At 45.3% G+C, this 21,821-nt stretch carries 17 protein-coding genes; 9 read left to right on the top strand and 8 right to left on the bottom strand.

The window, feature by feature from the left end; all coding sequences use genetic code 11:
- From FRZ54_RS09875 to FRZ54_RS09860, 4 genes are all read right to left on the bottom strand, one after another.
- Positions 1-216 (bottom strand): hypothetical protein, encoded by a 216-nt coding sequence (locus FRZ54_RS09875; protein ID WP_147031450.1) that lies wholly within the window; start codon positions 214-216, stop codon positions 1-3.
- 125 nt (positions 217-341) lie between these two features.
- Positions 342-1,226: a mechanosensitive ion channel family protein gene (locus FRZ54_RS09870; RefSeq protein WP_147031449.1), complete on the bottom strand. Its 885-nt coding sequence runs from the start codon at positions 1,224-1,226 to the stop codon at positions 342-344.
- A 331-nt stretch (positions 1,227-1,557) separates the two neighbouring features.
- Positions 1,558-2,019: a GNAT family N-acetyltransferase gene (locus FRZ54_RS09865; RefSeq protein ID WP_147031448.1), complete on the bottom strand. Its 462-nt coding sequence runs from the start codon at positions 2,017-2,019 to the stop codon at positions 1,558-1,560.
- A 76-nt stretch (positions 2,020-2,095) separates the two neighbouring features.
- Positions 2,096-2,878 (bottom strand): hypothetical protein, encoded by a 783-nt coding sequence (locus FRZ54_RS09860; RefSeq protein WP_147031447.1) that lies wholly within the window; start codon positions 2,876-2,878, stop codon positions 2,096-2,098.
- 306 nt (positions 2,879-3,184) lie between these two features.
- On the opposite strand from FRZ54_RS09860, the gene FRZ54_RS09855 reads away from it, so the two are divergent.
- Complete coding sequence (locus tag FRZ54_RS09855; RefSeq protein ID WP_147031446.1) at positions 3,185-4,327, top strand: redoxin family protein; 1,143 nt, start codon at positions 3,185-3,187, stop codon at positions 4,325-4,327.
- Positions 4,328-4,378: 51 nt separating this feature from the next.
- Here FRZ54_RS09855 and FRZ54_RS09850 read toward each other — a convergent pair whose 3' ends face one another.
- Positions 4,379-7,642: a S41 family peptidase gene (locus FRZ54_RS09850; RefSeq protein ID WP_147031445.1), complete on the bottom strand. Its 3,264-nt coding sequence runs from the start codon at positions 7,640-7,642 to the stop codon at positions 4,379-4,381.
- Between the two features lie 114 nt (positions 7,643-7,756).
- Here FRZ54_RS09850 and FRZ54_RS09845 point away from each other — a divergent pair, with 114 nt between their 5' ends.
- Complete coding sequence (locus tag FRZ54_RS09845; protein ID WP_147031444.1) at positions 7,757-8,905, top strand: glycoside hydrolase family 18 protein; 1,149 nt, start codon at positions 7,757-7,759, stop codon at positions 8,903-8,905.
- On the opposite strand, the gene FRZ54_RS09840 is transcribed toward FRZ54_RS09845, so the two are convergent.
- Positions 8,895-10,187: a DUF885 domain-containing protein gene (locus tag FRZ54_RS09840; RefSeq protein ID WP_147031443.1), complete on the bottom strand. Its 1,293-nt coding sequence runs from the start codon at positions 10,185-10,187 to the stop codon at positions 8,895-8,897. The two genes, FRZ54_RS09845 and FRZ54_RS09840, sit on opposite strands and share 11 nt — an antisense overlap.
- 241 nt (positions 10,188-10,428) lie before the next feature.
- Here FRZ54_RS09840 and FRZ54_RS09835 point away from each other — a divergent pair, with 241 nt between their 5' ends.
- Positions 10,429-11,544: a mechanosensitive ion channel family protein gene (locus FRZ54_RS09835; RefSeq protein ID WP_147031442.1), complete on the top strand. Its 1,116-nt coding sequence runs from the start codon at positions 10,429-10,431 to the stop codon at positions 11,542-11,544.
- Positions 11,545-11,583: 39 nt separating this feature from the next.
- Here FRZ54_RS09835 and FRZ54_RS09830 read toward each other — a convergent pair whose 3' ends face one another.
- Complete coding sequence (locus FRZ54_RS09830; RefSeq protein WP_147031441.1) at positions 11,584-11,985, bottom strand: hypothetical protein; 402 nt, start codon at positions 11,983-11,985, stop codon at positions 11,584-11,586.
- A 119-nt stretch (positions 11,986-12,104) separates the two neighbouring features.
- Between FRZ54_RS09830 and FRZ54_RS09825 the strand changes: the two genes are divergently transcribed.
- Positions 12,105-13,427 carry a sialidase family protein gene (locus tag FRZ54_RS09825; protein WP_147031440.1) on the top strand — a complete coding sequence of 441 codons (1,323 nt, stop codon included), beginning with the start codon at positions 12,105-12,107 and terminating at the stop codon, positions 13,425-13,427.
- A gap of 191 nt (positions 13,428-13,618) precedes the next feature.
- Here the strand turns inward: FRZ54_RS09825 and uvrA are convergent, their stop codons facing one another.
- Entirely contained in the window at positions 13,619-16,534 is a 2,916-nt protein-coding gene (uvrA, locus tag FRZ54_RS09820; protein WP_147031439.1) for an excinuclease ABC subunit UvrA, read from the bottom strand.
- Between the two features lie 391 nt (positions 16,535-16,925).
- On the opposite strand from uvrA, the gene FRZ54_RS09815 reads away from it, so the two are divergent.
- The 5 genes from FRZ54_RS09815 (at position 16,926) to FRZ54_RS09795 (ending at position 21,798) form a co-directional block, all read left to right on the top strand.
- Entirely contained in the window at positions 16,926-17,510 is a 585-nt protein-coding gene (locus FRZ54_RS09815; protein WP_147031438.1) for an RNA polymerase sigma factor, read from the top strand.
- A gap of 269 nt (positions 17,511-17,779) precedes the next feature.
- Positions 17,780-17,980 carry a hypothetical protein gene (locus FRZ54_RS09810; RefSeq protein ID WP_147031437.1) on the top strand — a complete coding sequence of 67 codons (201 nt, stop codon included), beginning with the start codon at positions 17,780-17,782 and terminating at the stop codon, positions 17,978-17,980.
- 115 nt (positions 17,981-18,095) lie between these two features.
- The gene (gene nth, locus FRZ54_RS09805; RefSeq protein ID WP_147031436.1) at positions 18,096-18,857 is read left to right on the top strand and encodes an endonuclease III; all 762 of its coding nucleotides are present in this window, start codon (positions 18,096-18,098) and stop codon (positions 18,855-18,857) included.
- Between the two features lie 179 nt (positions 18,858-19,036).
- A complete protein-coding gene (recA, locus tag FRZ54_RS09800) occupies positions 19,037-20,050 on the top strand; it encodes a recombinase RecA (RefSeq protein WP_147031435.1) in 1,014 nt (337 codons plus the stop codon).
- 113 nt (positions 20,051-20,163) lie between these two features.
- Positions 20,164-21,798: a DUF6734 family protein gene (locus FRZ54_RS09795; RefSeq protein WP_147031434.1), complete on the top strand. Its 1,635-nt coding sequence runs from the start codon at positions 20,164-20,166 to the stop codon at positions 21,796-21,798.
- Positions 21,799-21,821 lie beyond the last annotated feature (23 nt).

Raw genomic sequence — 21,821 nt, 5'->3', positions numbered from 1 at the left:
TCAGGTTGTTTTTTTAGCTGTAAGCACAACAATAATGCCCCCTACTACGAGGATACCACCTGCGTAAGGGGGCCAGTTCACTGATTTTTGCTTATCGGCCGAAACCTGTATCGGGCCGGCATCAATTACTTTTTCCTTTTTAGTATAGGTGAAACCCGTCCAGATCAGCATAGCTACGCCGATGACGATCATAATAATTCCGATTGTTCTGCTCATATTTACTGTTTTATGCCTTATACTTTTTCACTCCCACGTATGGGATATAAGTGTGAGAGACAGGCGATGATATTTAGTTAAATGGTATTTGAACAACTGACAAGGCTGCCGATTGTTTTCGCCGCTTAAGTTTTGATCTGCACCTCGTCAAGCGAAACACCTCCTTTTATACCAAAATCAAGCGTACGGATAGGGAACGGTATCATGATATTATGTTCGTCATAGGCCTTTTTTATCCTGATGATAGTCTCGCTGCAAACAGTCCAGTAAACAAGCTGTTCAGGCGTGTTCACCCAAAGCCTGATGATAAAATTGATGGAACTATCGCCGAATTCCTGGTAAAACATAGTTACTTCATCGTCTTCCGATAAGCCATCGATATCCTTTACAGCATCAAGCGTTATATCCCTGACCCTTTCGAGGTCCTCGCCGTAAGAGACCCCTATAGTAAGGTCGATACGGCGCTTGCCCAATAGGGTATAGTTTTCTATCGGATTTTGAAAAACGTCCTTATTGGGAATGATCACCATCTGGCCCTGGAACGTACGGATTACCGTATCGCGTAGGTTGATCTCCTCCACCCTTCCCATGTAATTTTTTATCTTGACGATGTCACCGACAAATAAAGGGCGCCTGAATGAAATAAATATGCCCGAGATAAAATTGGCAGCAATATCCTGGAAAGCGAACGCAAGGGCCAGTCCGGCAATACCAGCTCCGGCTAATATCGAGGTAACCGCTTTATCCAGTTGCAGGATACTCAGCACGGTAAAAATAAGAATACCTATAGATGACAGGTAAATTATAGAAACCAACAGGTTGCCAAGAGCAGCGTTATGAGATATTTTACGGGTAAGCTTACGGGTAAGTCTTTTGATCCATTGGCAAACATACAGGCCGACGACCAGCACAACAGCGGATAGTAAAATATTCGGCAGCATTTTTATAAAATGCTGCATCCAGTTGTTCAGCGTTTGCTGAATCAGATCATAAGCTTTCTCAACGTTCATGGTAATGTCGTTATCATCAGAAAAAATAAATTCGCCGGCGAGCAAAAAGACCGCTGTATATCAAAAGCAAATAAAGCCTGTTGCAGCGGGCGACGCTCCCGGAAGGGGCATTTATTACAGAACCCGGCGCCACCCCGGGTTTGGATACGGCAGACTGTTTTCGGCGACAAAAACAGTTACAAAACCAGGCATGGTTTTACTATTCATGCAAATTTACTAAAAACAGAATTAATGCTATTGTGCCTTACGCCGGCATATCATACTAACAACGTAAAACTCATGAGTTTGATTCGAAAAAATCAGGATATCACTTTACACGGGCAAAATATGGCTACAGCCCCATTCTCATTTCGATCATATGCCTGCTGAAACCTGCCTTTTCGTAGGCTTTAATAGCAGGCTCATTTTCGTTATATAATTCCAGACGCAATTCAGTTATTCCCTGCGCTCCCGACCATTCCTTAAGAGCATCAATGATCATCTTATTAACGCCTTTGCCGCGGTATGCCGGTAATACATACATAAACCCGAGATAGGCATATCGCTGGTGCTGCAGGTAAGGTTTTGCAGTTTCTATTCGGGCATATCCCGACCCAATAAGTTCGTCGCCGCACTGCGCCACGAGCAGGCGGATATGCTGCGCGGTTAACAATTGGTGCAGATCGTAATAATGTATCAGTCCGTTTTTCAGTGTTGCGTCGAACGGGCGTTCGGCGGTGATAACTCCCTGCTCAAACTGCAGCAGGGCATCCATATCAGACAGGCGGGCTTTTCGTATAAATATTTGTTCCATTGGCAGGGGCCCAATTTACAACAAAAAGCTTCTCCTGAAAGAGAAGCTTTGTTTTATTCATCATCCTGTCATGATTTTATTTTAAACGCCGGTATATCTCGACGGACCTGCTTCCGCTCGTCGAATCAGTTATAACCTGGGAATATTCGTCATCGCCGTTAAAATTGATCTTAATAGCGAATGACCGGCCAAGCAGCGTAGCATGGCTTGTTATCTGCTCCGACTCGCTTAAGGTATCGTTCCTTAATGTAAAATCACCATAACCAAATCCGTTTTTAAAATGCAGGTTGGTATTATCCAATGCGTATCGATGCACAAACATAAAATGGCCACCCCAAAAAGCCTTGTACTGGTTTTCAGGCTGTTTGGTGGTATCCTTCCCTTTTATAATATAAGCTTCATCGAGTTTCCATACGCCGTCGAGCTTTGAGACGCCGTCTGTTGGCAATCGGGTATACATTTCCGTCACGGTATATTTTACTCCCTTTGGCGAAGTTAATGGCAGGGCCTGGGTGTAGCCCGAATCTTGTTGAGCAGTAATTGCAACATGAAAAACCTGGGGTGAGTCGAGAGAGGCGCTGCTATAAATACTGGTCTCAATGATATTGGTGCCTGTATCGGCCTTATATGAACCTATGCCGAATCCGACTGATGAGTCGGGCGCCATGCTGGCATAAGCAAAATGATGGTCGGTATAAATTTTAACCTGTGTTCTGGCATAAACCGAATCCTTACCCCCGCTGCTAACCGTCAGTTTATCCATTTTGTATACACCTGGCTGCGAAGGCTCTTTTTTTGCTTTTTTACACGCAGCAAACGTACAGGCAAGTAAGGTTATAAAAATTAAAATCTTTCTCATAATACTAATGTTTAATGGTGAAACGGGAATAAAGTGATAAGATTTATACAAGGCGATGCCTACCCGTCAGTGAGGAAAACACGTGGCAGAAGCACAATTGAGTAATGGGCTTCCGGTTCCATAAGGAAAAAATACTATAGGGTATAATTGGCAATAATAAATTTACAAATAATATACCTGAATAACAACAAATAAAATTTGGTTTTGTTGCAAAATCAAACCCGCCAACTTATTTAAATCCGTTAATAAAATATTTAATTTTGATATAACCCCTTTTTGATCACCTTCTTCCGGAAATCATTCAAAATGAAAAAAAGCGTTTCACTAATAGCCTGCCTGTTAATGGTATTGGTCATTTCGGCAAGCTTTACTTTTGATGAGCATAAGACCCTTGCCATTGGTTCGGCCGCTCCCGATTTTAACCTGAAAGGCATTGATGGTAAAATGTACTCGCTCGCTTCCTTTAAAGACGCTAAAGTGCTTGTGGTAGTATTTATGTGTAACCACTGCCCTACTTCGCAGGCTTATGAACCGAGAATGATCAAATTAACGCGCGACTACGCTCCGAAAGGCGTTCGCGTTGTTGCAATAAATCCCAATAACCCTGCCTCGCTGAGGCTGGATGAACTTGGCTATAGCGACGTGGGCGACTCGTACCCCGAAATGAAGATTCGCGCCAAAAGTGCCGGGTTCAATTTTCCTTATTTGTACGACGGGGCAACGGAAACTGCTTCAAGAAAATATGGCCCGATAGCGACCCCGCATATCTTCATCTTCGACCGGGACCGCAAGCTGCGCTACCAGGGGCGGATAGACGATATGGAGGACCCTGCAAAAACGCCGTCAAGTTACGATGCCCGCAACGCCATAGACGCGATATTGGCCGGTAAAGAAGTGCCGGTAACAACAACCAAAGTGTTTGGCTGCTCGGTAAAATGGATCGAGAAAAAGGACTGGATAAAAAAGGCCGAGATACAATGGGCAAAAGAGCCCGTGAGCCTGCAGGATATTGACGCTGCCGGGGTATCGGACCTGATGAAAAACAAGACTGATAAACTTTTGATGATCAACCTGTGGGCCACCTGGTGCGTACCTTGTGTAGAGGAATTCCCTGACCTGGTTACTGCCAATCGCATGTACCGCGACCGCGATTTCAAAATGATAACCATTAGTTCAGATGCACTAAAGGACCGCGACAAGGCCCTTGCTTTTCTTGAAAAAAAGCAATCATCAAGCCTGAACTATATTTATACCGGCGACAGCAAATACAAACTGATAGAAAGTATCGACCCCAAATGGCAGGGGGCCCTACCTTATACCATCCTTGTGGAACCGGGTGGCAAAATAGTTTATGCGAAGGAAGGAAAGGTTAATGCCGATAGTTTGAAGCAGGCGATTATTAACAATCCATTGATAGGCAGGATATATAAGGTATTTAAAGAGCAGTGATTTTGAAAGGCTTACGAAGTTTTAAAAACTCCGTAAGCCCGAACAGGATAATTATTTTTGCGCCTTCACCGGGAACGGCGGCCTTGTTGGTTCCACCTGCGGATTTTTCTCCAGCTCTTTCAAAGCAACTTCAATAGCTTTCTGTAGTTGCGGATCGTTGCCTTTGATGATCTCGGCAGGGGTTTGTACCACTTCAATATCCGGTGCCACGCCTACGTTTTCCACTACGAAACCATCCTTAGTCCATATACCTACGTTTGGCGCGGTAACACCACCGCCGTCAATAAATTCGGGAAAGCCCAGGATACCTACCAACCCGCCCCAGGTGCGTGTTCCCACCAGTGTACCTACTTTAAATTTGCGGAACATCCATGGCAGCATGTCGCCGCCCGAGCCCGCCGACTCGTTGATCAGCATTACCTTCGGCCCCTGTATCGATGCACTTGGCGATTTAAGGTCCTGCCCGTAACGCATGTGCCAATGGGCCTGGTAAGGGTTTTGCAATAAATTAATATAATAGTCGGCCAGCTGCCCGCCACCATTAAAGCGTTCATCCACAATAATTGCCTTGCGGTTTGCCTGCGGGTAAAAATAACGTTTAAAGTAGTCGTGGCCTTCGTTTGCTGTGTTGGGCACATATACATAGGCCACCTGCCCTTTAGTTGCCTCGGTTACTTTTTGCAGGTTACCTTCCACCCAGTCGCGGTTGCGCAGTTCATATTCGTTATCCACCGGCAGCACTTTCACCACGCGCGATCCGTTATAATCCGCGTTAGGGCCAACCGTTATCTCGGTTATCTTATCGGCGGTATTCTCAAAATATTGATAAATGTCCTGCGTACCCACCACATCTTTACCATTTACTGCCAGCAGGTAATCGCCCACCTTAACGTTGACACCGGGCTCGGTTAGGGGCGAACGGAGGTTGGGGTTCCAGTTTAGCCCGCCATATATTTTCTGAATACGATACCTGTTATTTGTGATGCTGTAATCGGCGCCAAGCAATCCACCTTTGATCGTTTCGGGATGATAAAGCTTATCGCCTAGATCGGTAAGGCGCTGGTGCCCCACAACCAGCTCGCTGCACATCCATTGTATCACTGTATTCAGGTCGTCGCGGCATGAAAGATCGGGCAGAAAAACAGCATACTTCTTTTTTACCGCCAGCCAGTCGTTGCCATGCATACCCGGATCATAAAAATAATCGCGATTAATGCGCCATGCCTCGTCAAATATCTCGGGCCATTCGGCAACCGGGTCAACCTTCACCTGGATGGCGTCGATATTCAGCCCTTTCCCATTCTTGTCGCCCGCATTAACCATGCCCCAGCTTCCGTGATGCCTGTACAACATCTTTTTGCCGTCGGCAGACAGGTCATACCCATCCATCGGCATTATTTCGGAATCCTCGCGTTTTTTAAAGCTATAGCTATGCAGTTTTCCTGAGCCGTTATCATCATAATCTATGTAAAAAATATTGTCGTCGTTTCCTGCACTTAACTGGCCGTAATTCCCCGGTTTTACCGGCACATCCACAATACGGTTCTGGATGCCGTCCCAATCTATTTTAAAACCAGATGACGTTATCGAGGCCTTCTTTTCCGATTTATTATCAGATTTGACTTCAGCCTTATCATCTTTCTTTGTATCTGCCTTTTCCTCATCGCTTTCCCTGGCCAGCGGCGACACGGTTTGGTTTTGCAGCGTAACCAGATAAATAGAACTGGTCGACCGGATATCGTCGTTCGACTGGTCGAACCAGTTGATCACCGGCCCGGCGTCGGTCGAGGCAAAGAAATAGAGGTATTTGCTATTGCGCGAAAAAATGGGTTCGGATGCATCACTTAGCCCATCCGTGAGTGCGTAAGATTTTTGTTCGTCCACAGAATAAAGAAGTACCTTTTTAAATTGGGTAGCCGTTATTTTTGTGTACGCTATCCATTTGGAATCAGACGACCAGTCGCCAAAAATATCGCGGAACGTACCAGGCGTGTATAAGTCGTCAGAATCTATCTTTTTGACGATTCCCGAAGCAATATCGAGCAGGTAAAGGCTGCGGCTATTATCAACATAAGCTATCTTCTTACTGTCAGGCGACCATTTCGGGCTGGCGTAAAATCCCGCGCCACCTAATTTATACGACTTAACATCGCCCTTACCGTCCTGCGACTGAATATCCAGCTTGTATTCGCCCGATGCGTCTGAAAAATAAGCGATGAATTTTCCATCGGGCGACCATGATGGTGTCTTTTCGTGCACGGCTGTTGTATTGGTGATGTTGCGGACATCGCCCTTTTCGGCCGGGACAGTTACGATATCGCCCCTAAAATCAAACACCGCCCTTGCTCCCGAAGGTGATATCTGTGAACTCCGGATATATTTCGCGCCCTTTGCAAATCTCGGTCGCAATTCCAGTAGGTCGGCAGCAATACCAATGGTCAATTTTTTTGCCGAGGCTGATGCCGGATCGAAAATATGGAGGTAACCTGCCTGCTCCAGCAGAACCTTTCCATCGCCGGCTGCTATATTAAGCACCGGGAAGTCTTTAAATTCCGTCAATTGTTTTACCTGCTTGGTTGCGACGTCATAAGAAAACAAATTGAACTCGCCGTTCCGGTCGCTCCTGAAATAAACTTTATCTCCCATCCAAACGGGCTGTGTGTCGTTACAGCCGCCTTCGGGTTTGGGTATTTCGACAATGGATTTGTCGGCAAATGAGAAAAGCCAAATCCGGGTAATGGTACCGCCGCGGTAGTGTTTCCATTGCTTAAAAGCATCCGGAACGGGTGTATATGTCATGTACTTTCCATCGGGCGAATAGTTGGCATAAAACGCGTTAGGTATTTCAAGCTGTTTTGCCGGTCCGCCGGTAATTGAAACACTGAATAGCTGTGCGTAGCGATTAGTGAACGTATTGCGTTGCGAAGCGAATAATACCGACTTACCGTCAGGACTAAATCCCCGCACCAGGTCGGCGCTTGGGTGCCAGGTCAGCCGCTTGGGAACGCCCCCTTCAACCGGGATAATATACACATCGGTGTTACCGTCGTACTGTGCGCTGAAAGCGATAAGCTTGCCGTCGGGTGAAAACGCCGGACTCGATTCGATACCTTCATCGACAGTCAGCCTGCGCGGCTCTGAACCATCAGGATTGGCCACCCAAAGGTCTTCGGCATAAATAAAGGCAATATGGTCAGCACTTATAGCCGGCTGCGTAAGCATGCGTGTATCTTTCGGATCGATGCCAAACGCTGAGGATGCACTAAAAATAACGAAAGAAAAAAATACGGTAAGAGAAAGGCTGAGTTTTTTCATGATGAACAGGTGTTTAAGGAACGGTCAATGAGGTGTGAATATACTAAAGGCCAATGAATAACAAGAATGAAAATTTGTTGTCCGCAGCCTGTACGATTTGTATATTCGTTCGCTATGATATCTGTATCCCGCCTGCGAGGCCTCCTGTTATTTTTCGTTTTGTCAGCCCTGTCAGCATCTGTATGCGCCCAGTCGACAAAAAACAAAAAGCATGTTATTATAGGCTACGTCGGTGGTTACCATGGCCTGTATGATACCGCCATGGTAGATGCAAAAAAACTTACGCATATCAATTATGCGTTCGTGGTCATCAAAAACAACCGCGCTTACCTGGAGCATGAAAAAACAGACACCGTAAACTTCCGGAACCTGTTAAAACTGAAAAAAGTAAACCCGGATATCAAACTACTTATCTCGATAGGTGGCTGGGGCGGCAGCAGGAATTTCTCTGACGCGGTACTTACCGATACCGCCCGCGAAGGCTTTGCCGCAAGCGCGGTGGCCATAGTAAAGAAATACAACCTCGACGGCGTTGATATTGATTGGGAATATCCAAATGACATTGGCGCGGGAAACATTTACAGGCCGGAGGATAAGCATAATTATACCCTGATGTTCCAGAAACTGCGCCTCGACCTGGATACACTTGAACAACAAACCGGGAGCAATAAATTGCTTACGGCCGCTGTAGGCGGTTTTACGCGCTTCCTTACGCTGACGGAAATGGGCGATGCCTCTAAATACCTAGATTACGTGAGCCTGATGACCTATGATTTTGCGCAGGACAGTTTACACATCGTGCTGCACCATACTAATCTTTATTCATCAAAAGGTTATAAAACGCTCTGTTCGGCTGATATTGCTGTACATGATTTTTTGGCTGCGGGTGTGCCGGCAGATAAACTGGTGGTGGGTGTTGCCTTTTACGGCCACACGCTGGCCGCGGCCGATTCGCAAAAAATGATACTTGGCGCAAGGACGGCGGCCATACGTGTGCGGGGCGGTGGTGGCGGATATACCTTTATCAAAGATAGCCTCATCAACCAGAAGGGCTACAAATATTACCGCGATAAAGACGCTTACGCGCCTTACCTGTACAACGCCGGCCTGCGGCAATTTATCACTTTCGATGACGAATGGTCGGTAAGGAACAAGTGCAAATACGTAAAAAAGAATGGCCTGGCCGGGGTAATGTTCTGGGAATATGCTTCAGACAAAAAGGAATACCTGCTAAAAGAAATAGACAAGGACCTTACTTTCTGAATACATTCTCCTTCACCATAAACAAGGGCAGCGAGCCATGGTTCAGCACCCGGTCGTGGAAGTCCTTTATATTGAACTTCGCACCTTGTTTTTTCCGTAGCTCTTCCTTCCATTGCAACAGCTGCAGCGCGCCATATTTATAGGTAACCACCTGTGCGGGCCAGCGGCGTATACGGGCTATTTCGCGCATAGCGATGTCATCCTGCCCCCGGATATTCTTCTTCCAGAAATCAAGCGCCTGCTGGTCGGTCCAGCCGTAATAATTCAACCCCACATCCATTGGTACGCGCACCGAGCGTACAATATCCCATTGCCATTTGCCTAATTCATCATAAGGCGTTTGGTATACGCCAAGGTCCTTTCCCAATTCCTCTGCATAAGCGCCCCAGCCCTCGGCAAAACCGATATAAAAGAATAACTGCTGCACATCCGATACTTTAGCCGACGATGCGATATTGGACTGGTAATGATGGCCCGGCACGCCTTCGTGGATAAAAAGCCAGTCGTACTGGCGCTTATTATACGGCTTATCGAACAGGTTATAGTAAAAGGTATTATTGCCGTAATAGCCGGGTGTTTGTGCCAGCTGCTGCGCCGCTCCTTTTTCTATTTTCAATAGAGGCACAACGGTATCGCTGAACAGCTTATGGAGGTTACTGTAAACCACGCTCCTAGTGTGTTCGAACGAGCGCTGCACTTCCTGCGGATCGGATGTAAAAAATTCAGCGTCATCCAGGTGCTTGTAAAAAGCATCCTCGCTTAACCCTGTTTGTTTGCGCACCGCCTCGATATGTCCCTTTACTCTTTCCACTTCGCCCAGGCCGAACTGGTATATCTGATCTGGAGTAACATCCATACTCACCCAACGCTTTAACAAATAAACGTACCAGGCCTTTCCGTTCGGTACCGTGATGATGCCGCCTGTTGAAATTTTTCCGGGTGGATCTTTAACCCATTCCGTTTCCAGCGTCAGTCTTTCCAGGTTCAACCCGGTCTCGTATTCGATAAGTTCGTAATCGGTTTTTTGCGATCGGGACAATGTTTTAGGATCAAACGCTGCCAATTGCATTTTTACTGACTTGAAAAAATCCAGTTGCTTTTGCACCGCCTCTGCCGAACCGATATGCTGCAGCCCGCTAACGTAACTTAGTTCAAGGTCGGGTATATGGAGATCCCTGTAGCCGCTTACAAATTTTTTTGTGAAGGCCCCGAACTTCTGATTTTGGGCAGGCGCCACCAGGGCAAGCGTGAGGATAAAACAACAGAGGAGAACTTTCTTCATTTCCGGGCTTTATAAATAGACGGAATGCACAAAACGTTGTTACAAGTTTACACGCCTCCGTTTTACAATTCACCCGTTTAGGGGGATGCAGGGCCAAATCGCTAAACAATTTATGCTTATATTTGTACTTCTGGTATAAACTTCACGAGACCGGGATAGTAACCCACGCCATTTTCAGAATGGCATTGCACCGGGCGGCTCCGGTCTTAATGTTTCACTAAACACTCCTGTTAAACTGCCTATGGACAATCAACTGCAAGCATGGTCAAATCAATTTCAGCCCTGGGCGTGGAACTTAGGCGTCGTAGTATGCGCACTGTTGCTGGGCTTTATCGTAAAATTTATCATCACCCGGATACTGCATTTTTATAAGAACCGTAACGACTATTCGCTTTTTAAATCCATCCTCACTCACTTGGGACCGCCGCTCAATTATTTTGTCCCGCTGTTAACGCTAAATTTTATGCTGCCGCTGATGCAACTGAGTAAAACATTTGTAGCATCGCTTGATAAACTGACAAGCATACTGGTAGTTGCGGCATTTGCCAGCCTGCTTATTAAAGCCGTAAGGATACTGGAAGACTATGTTTATCACCAGTACGACCTTACCGCAGAAGACAACCTGAAGGGCCGTAAAATAAAAACCCAGTTGATATTTATCAGGAAGACGATAGTTATCCTGATCATCCTGGTAAGTGTGGCCATTATCCTGCTTAGCTTTAGCAGCGTGCGGAAGATCGGGGCCGGCTTACTTACTGGCGTTGGTATCAGCGGTATCATCATCGGTTTCGCGGCGCAAAAATCACTGAGTAATTTTTTGGCCGGATTGCAGATAGCCTTTACACAGCCCATACGGATAGACGACGTGCTTGTAGTTGAAGGGGAATGGGGAAGGGTTGAGGAGATCACCCTAACTTACGTTGTGCTCGCTATCTGGGACCAGCGCCGCCTGATTTTGCCGATCACCTATTTTATTGAAAAACCTTTCCAAAATTGGACACGGTCGACTGCGGAATTATTGGGGACAGTTTTCCTTTATGTCGACTACACGTTTCCGGTCGATAGCTTACGGGAAGAACTTACGCGGCTATTAAAAGGAAGCAAAAAATGGGATAAACGCGTTAATGCCGTACAGGTAACGGATACGAGAACGGATACCATTGAAATAAGGGCGCTGATGAGCGCGCGCAATTCGTCCGATGCTTTCGACCTGCGGTGCTATGTGCGCGAAAACTTACTGAAATACATCAGCGAAAACATGCCGGAGTATTTGCCCCAACGACGATACCAGGGCCTGGAAAAAGAAGATACCCCGCTGGAAAAGATCGCCCCGCCGTCAAGCGGGGGGAAACCTTAATGCCCTTCTTTTAAGAAAAAGATATATATGCGCTTCCGTTTATAGGAAAGGATATTCGATAACCTTAAATTTCTCGTTTGCGGCGCAGGTGTCCAAATGCCAGGAAACGCCGACATTTTCGATGGTATAAACAAAACCTGCGGTTAAAATAGTTCCATCCGAAGGAACCTTCTTTTCATAAACAAGCTGGTTTGCCTTGTGCGGGATATCCTTAACCTTAAATGTTGCCACGGTCGAATCGAATGGGGCGGATTTGCCATTGCTGATATGCAGGGAAAAACTGATGTTATGCTCGTCGCCCGAGAAATCCTGGTCGGTGTAGAGGATAAATTTTAATGTCCTGGTTGCTACAGGCGCGGGTACCTGCTTCTCTTTTTTACAGGATGTGGTTAACAAAATAGCGGCGGCTAAAATAATAGTGGTACGTAGTAAGTATTTCATTATTCTTTTCAATTTTATAATCACATTACCGTTATAAGTTGCCATAAGGTTGCCAGGTAATCATATTTATTCCTGATCGATCCTAATTTATTATATTAGCCATGCTAAATACCTGAACCATGAACAAAGGTCTCTTCTTATTAATTTTTGCAAGTTGCGCAGTATATTTTGGCTGTTTCAAATCATCTTCCGACAAAAGTCAGCTATTAAATACAGTAACGCTTAAAATTAGCCTCGTTAGCGGCGATGGACAAACGGACACAATAGGAAATACGCTGCCTGCACCTGTAGTTGTAAAGGTTTTGGCTAATGATGTTCCGCAGTCAGGTTATTCAGTTCAATTCAAAGGTTCTGGCTGTGGCAGGTACGATACGGGTACAGTTATTGCAGGCAAAGACGGATTAACTGCTTATTCATGGTCTCTTACCGGCGATGTCGGGCAACAGACCTTAACAGCCTACGTGCTGAATGCCGATAATCAAAAAGTAGATTCCGTTAAGATCAAAGCAACTGCAATTGCCGGCGGACCGGGCTGGCACAACGGAGGCTGTTCATTACAAACCGGCCTTATGCCCACAAGTTTTTGCAAATTAAGCAGCGGCAGGATATTTACCAGTTTCACCGGTGGTAAAACTTATCTGAGGTATTCGGACGATAACGGGGTAAACTGGTACGCCGTTGCATCCCTGGGTGACAGCCACCAGGTCAATTACGTGATCTCGAACGCTTTGGACGAGGTTTATGCATTAACAAGCGATGGTGTATTTTATTCTACAGACGCAGGCCAAAGCTGGGCGAATGCGGGCGCCGCTCCTTTTGACGCGGCCACCATCAATGCGGCAATCGCGACACCGGGTGGAAAACTGATGGTGACTACAAGCGAACCGGCAGCTGCGTATGTCTCTGCGGACAAAGGTAAAACATGGACGACCGCAGCGAAGGCGGCATTCCCCGAAGCGCAACCCATCGAGCCTTATTTCAACTGTCCCGCCGAGGACAAGGAAGGCAACCTGTATGTTACCGACGTCTATAACATGAACCTTTTTAAATCTGGAGATGCAGGCGCCACCTGGTATGCTGTGCCCATAGGCGGCAGTGTTACGCCTGGCATTTTTTACTCTTTTTATATCGACCCGGCCAACAACTTTTACGTGTGCTCCATTTTCCACACCAATGGTATATATATTTCAGAAGACGAAGGCACAGGCTATACCGGATATATGACAAGCGGGCAAAAGTATAGCAATATGAGTGTGCAAAGCGATGGAAAGTTTTATTTTGAAGACGACAGCAACGGCCTGTATGTGTTTAATAGCTATAATAACAGCACATTGATTTTCCCATTTAAAGACACAGGGCTACAGCCGTATATCGTAGCCAAAAACGGCAATATGATCGTAGCCAATTGGGGGAAACCGTATATCAGGTATTATAGTAAATAAGATCGCCCGCATTCTTAGAAAGATACAACACGGGCGAGCTCCGTACCTACGGCACGGTATTGTATCCATCCTCTTCTTCTACAAAGTTTGGCCCCGACGGGGCAGTCAAGAATGCGGGCAAAATGCGCCCTCTGCCCAAAACTTTGATAGCAAATTGTATAGAGGAATTTTGCATGCCGTAGGTATGCAACTTATCCCACCATATGCTTTTCCCTTTGAACACCCGGTGGCAAAAACCGCTCCTTTAAATACTCCCCGGTATAAGAGTCCTTTTCCTTGATGAGACTCTCAGGCACTCCTTCAAAAACAACCTGGCCGCCATTGTCGCCACCTTCCGGACCGATATCGATCACCCAGTCGGCGCACTTGATCACGTCCATGTTATGTTCGATAACGATGATGGTATTGCCATGTTCCAGCAGTGCATCGAACGATTTAAGCAGTTTTTTAATATCGTCGAAATGCAGACCTGTTGTCGGTTCGTCGAATATGAAAAGTGTTTTGTTGGCGTTATTCCCCTTCACCAGGAACGACGCCAACTTAATACGCTGCGCCTCGCCTCCAGAAAGGGTGTTAGACGATTGCCCTAACTGCACATAACCCAGGCCTACATCGGCCAATGGTTTTATCTTGCTTAATATCTTCGGCTCCTTCCTGAAAAATTCGAGCGCTTCGTCAATGGTCATGCTCAAAATGTCAGAGACATTCTTTTCATTGTAGGTTATGTCGAGGATATGCTGCTTAAACCGCTTGCCGCCGCAGGTTTCGCAAGTGAGGAAAATATCCGCCATAAACTGCATCTCTATCTTCACCTCACCTTCGCCCTGGCAAACATCACACCGGCCTCCCTCCACGTTAAAGGAGAATGCCGATGGTTTTAGTCCGGCGGCTTTGGCAGCCGGTTGGGCGGCAAAAAGATTGCGTATCTCGTCCCAGGCTTTTACATACGTAACCGGGTTCGATCGCGACGAACGCCCTATCGGGTTCTGATCGACAAGCTCTATCTGTTCCACCTTATTGTAATCGCCTGCAAGTTCATCGTACGAGCCGGTTTGCTCGCCGGTATAATTACCTAACACCTTTTGTAAGGCCGGAGCTAATATTCGCTTTACCAAACTGGTTTTACCAGAGCCTGACACGCCCGTAACTACCGTCAATACCCCCAGCGGGAATTTAGCGTTTACGTGTTTCAGGTTATTCTCTCTTGCACCTTTTACCTCCACAAAGTCGTTCCACTTACGGCGATGTGCCGGGATGGCTATCTGTTCCTTGCGGGCCAGGTAACGACCTGTAAGACTGTTATCATCTTCAATGATCTCTTCATAAGTGCCTGAAAAAACCAGCTCGCCGCCATGCGTACCGGCAGCCGGACCGATATCTATAATATGGTCGGCGGCCTGCATAATTTCTTCTTCGTGCTCAACCACCAAAACGGTGTTGCCCACATCGCGTAGTGATTTCAAAACAGTTATCAATCTTTGCGTATCGCGCGGGTGCAGCCCAATACTTGGCTCGTCCAGCACATAAACCGAGCCCACCAGGCTGCTGCCTAAAGATGTAGCCAAATTAATACGCTGTGATTCGCCGCCCGACAAGGTGTTCGACAGACGGTTTAGCGTCAGGTAACTTAAACCCACATTATTCAAAAAACCCAGGCGACTCGCTATTTCCTCTAAAAGCCTTTTGCTTATTTTCTGATCCCGCTGATCCAATTCCAGGTTTAAAAAGAACGCGTGCGCCTTATCCAGCGGCATCAAAACAATGTCGGTTATCGATTTGCCATTGATCTTTACATAAGAAGCATCCTGCCGCAAACGGCTGCCCTTACATTCGGGGCAGGTGGTTTTTCCGCGATAGCGCGAAAGCATTACCCGGTATTGTATCTTATAGGTCTGTTCTTCCAGTTCCTTAAAGAACGAATCGAGCCCACGGAAATATTGGTTCCCTGTCCATAGCAGGCGTTGTTGCTCTTCCGTAAGGTGGTTATATTGGCGATGGATAGGAAAATCGAATTTCAACGCATTTTTTACTAAAGCATCGTTCCATTCGCGCATCTTTTCGCCACGCCATGGCGCAATGGCCCCTTCATAAATGGTCTTGCTTTTATCGGGTATCACCAGGTCCTCATCAATGCCAATGATCTTTCCATAACCTTCGCAGCGTTTACAGGCACCATAAGGGTTATTAAAACTGAAAAAATTGGGCGTAGGTTCTTCAAAGGCCTGGCCGTCCAGCTCAAACCGGTCGCAAAAAAAGCGTTCGGTTTCTGTTTCCTCTTCGGGCTTCTTATACCTTACATAGCAATCGCCCTTCCCCTCAAAAAAGGCCGTTTGTATCGAATCGCCAAGGCGGCTTATCGTTTCATCCGTTTCGTTTTTCGTGATACGGTCGATAACGATCTTAACTTCGGTATGATGATCGGTAAGCGGCGAATTATCGGTATTGCCTGCCTTTTTGCTATCGCCTTTTAGCTGTATCTTCATGGAGGCGCTCTCGACAGATTCATCGCCCAGCATATCCTCTATTCTAGATAATTTTCCCTGGTATTCTACCCTTACAAACCCTTTTTGCAGCAACACGGCCATTTCCTCTTTCAGGCTGCGGTTATTGTGCGGGTACAAAGGGCACAGGATGGTTACCTGCGTGTCATCTGGCAGGGCGACCACAAAATTTACCACATCAGTCACCGAGTCCTTTTTTACAATTTCACCCGATACCGGCGAAATAGTTTTGCCGACCCGCGAGAAAAGCAGCTTCAGGTAATCGTATATCTCTGTGGAAGTGCCTACGGTTGAACGTGGGTTGGAAGTGATCACTTTTTGTTCGATGGCGATTGCCGGGGCAATACCTTTGATATAATCGACATCGGGCTTGTTCATTCGCCCCAAAAACTGGCGGGCATAGCTCGAAAGGCTCTCCACGTACCTGCGCTGCCCTTCGGCGTACAGCGTATCAAAAGCAAGCGACGATTTGCCCGATCCCGACATGCCGGTGATAACCACCAGCTTGTTTTTGGGTATGGCCACATCCATATTCTTAAGGTTGTGCACCCGCGCGCCTTTTATAATGATATTATATTGGGGGTCTTTCTCTGCTTCGCTGCTCATATTTATTTTGTGTCGATGGTCCATAGTCGATGGACAATGGTAAGTTCGGAAAAACTATCGACCATGGACTATTAACCATGGTCACTTTTTGCGAATGCAAAAATCCTAAAAAAATTAGCACTTTCCAAATGCTTTAGTGGTCTGATTGTAATACTTTTATAACATTAACCGGACCGTTTGCATAACGGTTTGAAAATAATTTTTAATTGTTAAAAAATGTTAAATATGATGGATTTACGGTCGATTTCGGGGTATAACTAAAATATTATTTGTTTTTCATCCTATAATTCGTTTTATTTGAGTAACAATTTATTAACAGAGAGGATCACTATAGCGCAAAAATTCTACTTCATCAATTAACGATTAAGAATTTAGTTTAAAGTAGAAGTCTATGGATTTTCAATTGAAAAGTGATCAGGAACTAATCCATCTGTATATAGCGGGAGAAGAAGCCGGGCTTGTAGAACTGATCCGCCGATACCAGGCAAAAATTTACACCTCGATATATTTGTTGGTTAAGGACGAATACCTTGCCGAAGATATTTTTCAGGATGCTTTTATCAAGGTTATCAATACGTTACGCGCCGGAAAATATAACGAAGAAGGCAAGTTTCTCCCCTGGGTAACCCGTATAGCACACAATTTAGTAATAGATCATTTCAGGCGCGAAAAGCGGACGCCGCTGGTTAGCAATGGCGATGATTTTGATATTTTCGAGGTGCTGGGCCATTATGACGAAAGCACCGAGGACCGCATGGTGCGCGAGCAAACGCACAGGGACCTGAAGGCATTAATTCACCTGTTACCCGCCGAGCAAAAGGAAGTATTGATTATGCGCCACTTTGGCGATATGAGCTTTAAGGAAATAGCCGACGTAACCGATGTAAGCATCAATACAGCCCTTGGCCGCATGCGTTATGCGCTCAATAACCTGCGCAAAATGATGCAAAGCAAGGAATTGAGTTTAAAGAATTAAGAGCCTTCTCTAAGTTACTCCACCTTCGGGCGGAGGGAATTTTTATTGGGCCGGTAAAGGCTGTAAATGTTGAAGAAGTTAGATTCTGCAATATTTACGGCCTTTTTGTCGTTCATACCGTATACAACTTCTGAAAAGTGGTGATGCTAAATTTGAAAATGAAAAAAATTTCATCTAAATTTCATCTTCAATAAAATATTATCTTTATACTGTCGTTATCAATATTGTAAAATCCAAAATATAAACCACTTTAAGGAATTTGAAAGCGTATGGATGAAACCTCTACAACAACTACTTTAAATGAAACTTCTAACACAGCGGCTATGAAGGGAACGGATGCCACAGAAAATTTAGAAGCAGACGATTTGATATTTTTCAACTCGCTGCGCACAGACCTGGACCTTCTGAAGAGAAATCCAAGTGCACAAACGATCCACAACATTTTGGATTATTCCAGGAGCTCGCGTTAGATCTTTACCAAGAGTAGCAAAGCCTTAAGTCCGTAGCCGAAAGTCAATGATTTTTCGCTTCGGGCTTTTTTATTTGACATAGAACTTTTAGACCCGGGACTTATTATTTTTGCACATGCTCCGAGCCGAACGTTACCGCCTTTTTGTCGAATATTTTTCTACCCATCAGCCCAATGCTGAAACCGAATTGCATTACGGAAATCCTTTCCAGTTGTTGATAGCGGTTATTCTTTCGGCACAATGCACCGATAAACGGATCAACCAGGTTACCCCGGCGCTGTTCGAACGTTTCCCGACGCCAGAATCTTTGGCGGCATCCACACCGGAAGAGGTATTCAATTATATCCGCAGTGTAAGCTATCCTAATAACAAATCAAAACATTTGGTTGGCATGGCTAAAATGCTGGTTGATGTTTTTAATGGCGAGGTGCCTTCTGATATCAATGAATTGCAAAAAATGCCCGGGGTTGGTCGCAAAACGGCTAATGTGATCGCGTCGGTTGTTTTCGAGGCGCCCGCAATGGCCGTAGATACCCATGTTTTCAGGGTGGCAAACCGCATAGGGCTCACCAACAATGCAAAAACCCCCTTAGCTGTTGAAAGGCAGCTGACCGAATACCTGCCCCGGGAAACCCTGCGTTTTGCACATCACTGGCTGATTCTGCATGGGCGTTATATTTGCCTGGCGCGAAATCCTAAATGTGAAGTTTGCCCCATCAGTTGGTTCTGCCGTTACTACGAACGCAATCATACCGAAGCGGCATTGAAGCGTGCGGAAGCGGCTAAAACTAAAAAAGCAAAAGATCAAAAGAAGAAAAAACAACTCGATGCCATTGCCAAAGAGTTGAAAAAAAGAAGTGTGGATAAAGATATTTGACGGATGTTTTTTAGTTGATTAAGTTTGATTGAGTTGATTAAGTGAATAGTTAATATACCGAAAAACAACTCAATCAACCTAATCCAACTTATTCAACGCAGTCAATTCAAATAAATTACTAAAAAAATTAGCATTTGTAAAATATATTTTTTACGTTTGCTATCCGAAACATAAAATAAATGAGCAGCGCAGAAAAATTAAAAGCATTACAGCTTACCCTGGATAAGCTGGAGAAATCGTACGGTAAAGGCACCATTATGAAACTGGGCGATACCGCAATCGAATCCATCGACGTGATATCAACCGGCTCTATCGGCCTCGATATAGCATTGGGTGTAGGCGGTTTGCCAAAGGGCAGGGTGATCGAGATATATGGACCTGAATCGTCGGGTAAAACCACGCTGGCCATACACGCCATTGCCGAATCGCAAAGGCAGGGTGGTATCGCTGCATTTATTGACGCGGAACATGCTTTCGATCGCTTTTATGCTAAAAAACTTGGGGTTGATGTAGAGAATCTTTTGATCTCGCAACCGGATAATGGTGAGCAGGCCCTTGAAATTGCCGACAACCTGATCCGTTCTGGCGCTATTGACATTATCGTTATTGACTCGGTTGCCGCGTTGGTACCTAAAGGTGAAATTGAAGGCGAAATGGGCGACAGCAAAATGGGTCTGCAGGCACGTTTAATGTCGCAGGCATTGCGTAAGCTTACCGGCACCATCAGCAAAACCGGGTGCTGCTGTATCTTCATCAACCAGTTACGCGATAAAATTGGTGTGATGTTTGGCAATCCCGAAACTACTACCGGTGGTAATGCGCTTAAATTTTATGCTTCGGTACGTTTGGATATCCGCCGCATATCGCAGATAAAGGATACGGATGAAGTATCAGGTAACCGTGTAAAAGTAAAAATTGTGAAGAACAAAGTTGCTCCGCCATTCCGTATCGCCGAGTTTGATATTATGTTTGGCGAAGGCATTTCAAAAGCGGGCGAGATCATCGACCTTGGTGTTGATTATAATATTATCAAAAAATCAGGCTCGTGGTTCAGCTATGGCGATGCCCGATTGGGACAGGGCCGCGATGCTGTTAAACAACTGTTATTGGATAATCCCGAACTGATGGAAGAACTGGAAGCCAAAATAAAAGAAACGGTGACAGGCGAAAAACTGCCTGTAGAAACCGAATAATTTTAAGATCAATAAGTGATTATACAAATAGCCTCCTGAAACCGGGAGGCTATTTTATTTTTAAGCAATTTAAATATTAACTATAAAATAATATATTGCTTAAAAATTTCTGCATGAAATACCTTCAAACCTTTTGGACCGGCCCCTCAGGCACGGATAAAGAGAACCTTATTACCATGAAAGCCGGCTGGCGATCGTGCGAGTACCATTGGATGAGCTGGGCCCTGAGCTGCCTGCTGGCGAAAGACATGTTCGGGGACATTCACCTGGTCACCGACTTAAAAGGTAAAGAAATATTAGTTGACCGCCTCCAGCTCCCTTATTCAACTGTTTCGGCAGAGCTGGAAAATCGCCTGGCTAATTATAATCCGCACCTTTGGGCTTTGGCAAAAATTTATACTTACAGCATTCAGACCGAGCCGTTCCTTCACCTGGACGGCGATGTATTCCTTTGGCAGAGGCCGGGCGCCGAATTATTAAACTCGCCACTGATCGCACAAAATTTGGACAAGGACCTTGCTTTTTATACTGTTACCCTTGACAAACTGAATGAATGCTTCTGTTATATACCTGATGAATTCAAAAAAGCAAACTATGAAAATAAGACCTTGTACGCCAGCAACGCAGGCTTACTTGGTGGGCATGATCTAAACTTTTTTAAACTCTATTGCGCCAAAGCATTTGACCTGGTAGACAGAAACACCGATGCTTTAGATAAATTACCACCCGGCAATCTGAACTTCATCTTCGAGCAATTCCTTTTTTGTAAGCTTGCCGAAATTCAACAAATCCCTGTTGCTTATTTAAAGGGGGTTGTGGATGATCCGGTATTCAAGGATTACATAAAATTTGAAGATTACCCCAATGTTCAAATGGTCCATCCCGTAGGGGGATTCAAAAAATACCCCCACGTCTGCGAACATGTCGCAAAAATGCTTCGAAGTCGTTACCCCGAATACTACTACCGCATTATAGAAATGGTGCGAAATAATACCAGTGCGATGCGATCAACGGTATACTACTCGCCGGGGCTCAAACTGGATGCTTTGCCATTAAGCCCGACCCGGCAAACCATTGGGCCACCATTATTTGCACGAACAAAGGCTGCAATTAATTACCTGGAGAAAAAATATGACTATCTTAAACACACAGAGTTTGCAGATGATGGCAACGAAGACGATCTTCTTAATCTCCCCCTGGTAAACGACCTAACCGAAAATGAAAAAGCTCGTCTGCTTGAAATACTCCACCTGGAATTGAGGCATAAAAGCTTATTAAAAAAATATTATGGCAAGCAGGCGGGCATCCAGAAACTGTATACGGACGATGTGGAGGCACACAAGCAAACACAGGCGGTTTTTTCATTAAAGGATGCTGAAATATTGAATATCGAAGTAATCGGGACAAAAAAATACACCTTGATAGAATTGAATTGCCCATGGGAATACAATCACCCGGATGAGATACCAGGAGTGATAGAACGAAATTTAAATGAGCCGGAATCGCCCGTCTCGGTACTACTGCTGCCGGATATACTAACTATGAATGTCAAAGAGTATTACCTGGATGACATAGACGGAATAATTTTCTCAATGGTTAAAAGCAGAGAAAAAATTAGCTATATCCTGGAGGAGATAAAAGAGTATTTTACGGAAGACGAGATTGAAAACGACTATGAATCATATCAAAAGCTAATATTCGACAGCCTCAAGCACTTACTGTATACCAACATTCTTTGTGTATATTAATGAATAATTAAAAATAAATTTGC

The sequence above is a fragment of the Mucilaginibacter ginsenosidivorans genome (genome assembly GCF_007971025.1).
Taxonomy (GTDB): Bacteria; Bacteroidota; Bacteroidia; order Sphingobacteriales; family Sphingobacteriaceae; genus Mucilaginibacter; species Mucilaginibacter ginsenosidivorans.
This window is presented reverse-complemented; position numbering and strand designations above follow the sequence as displayed.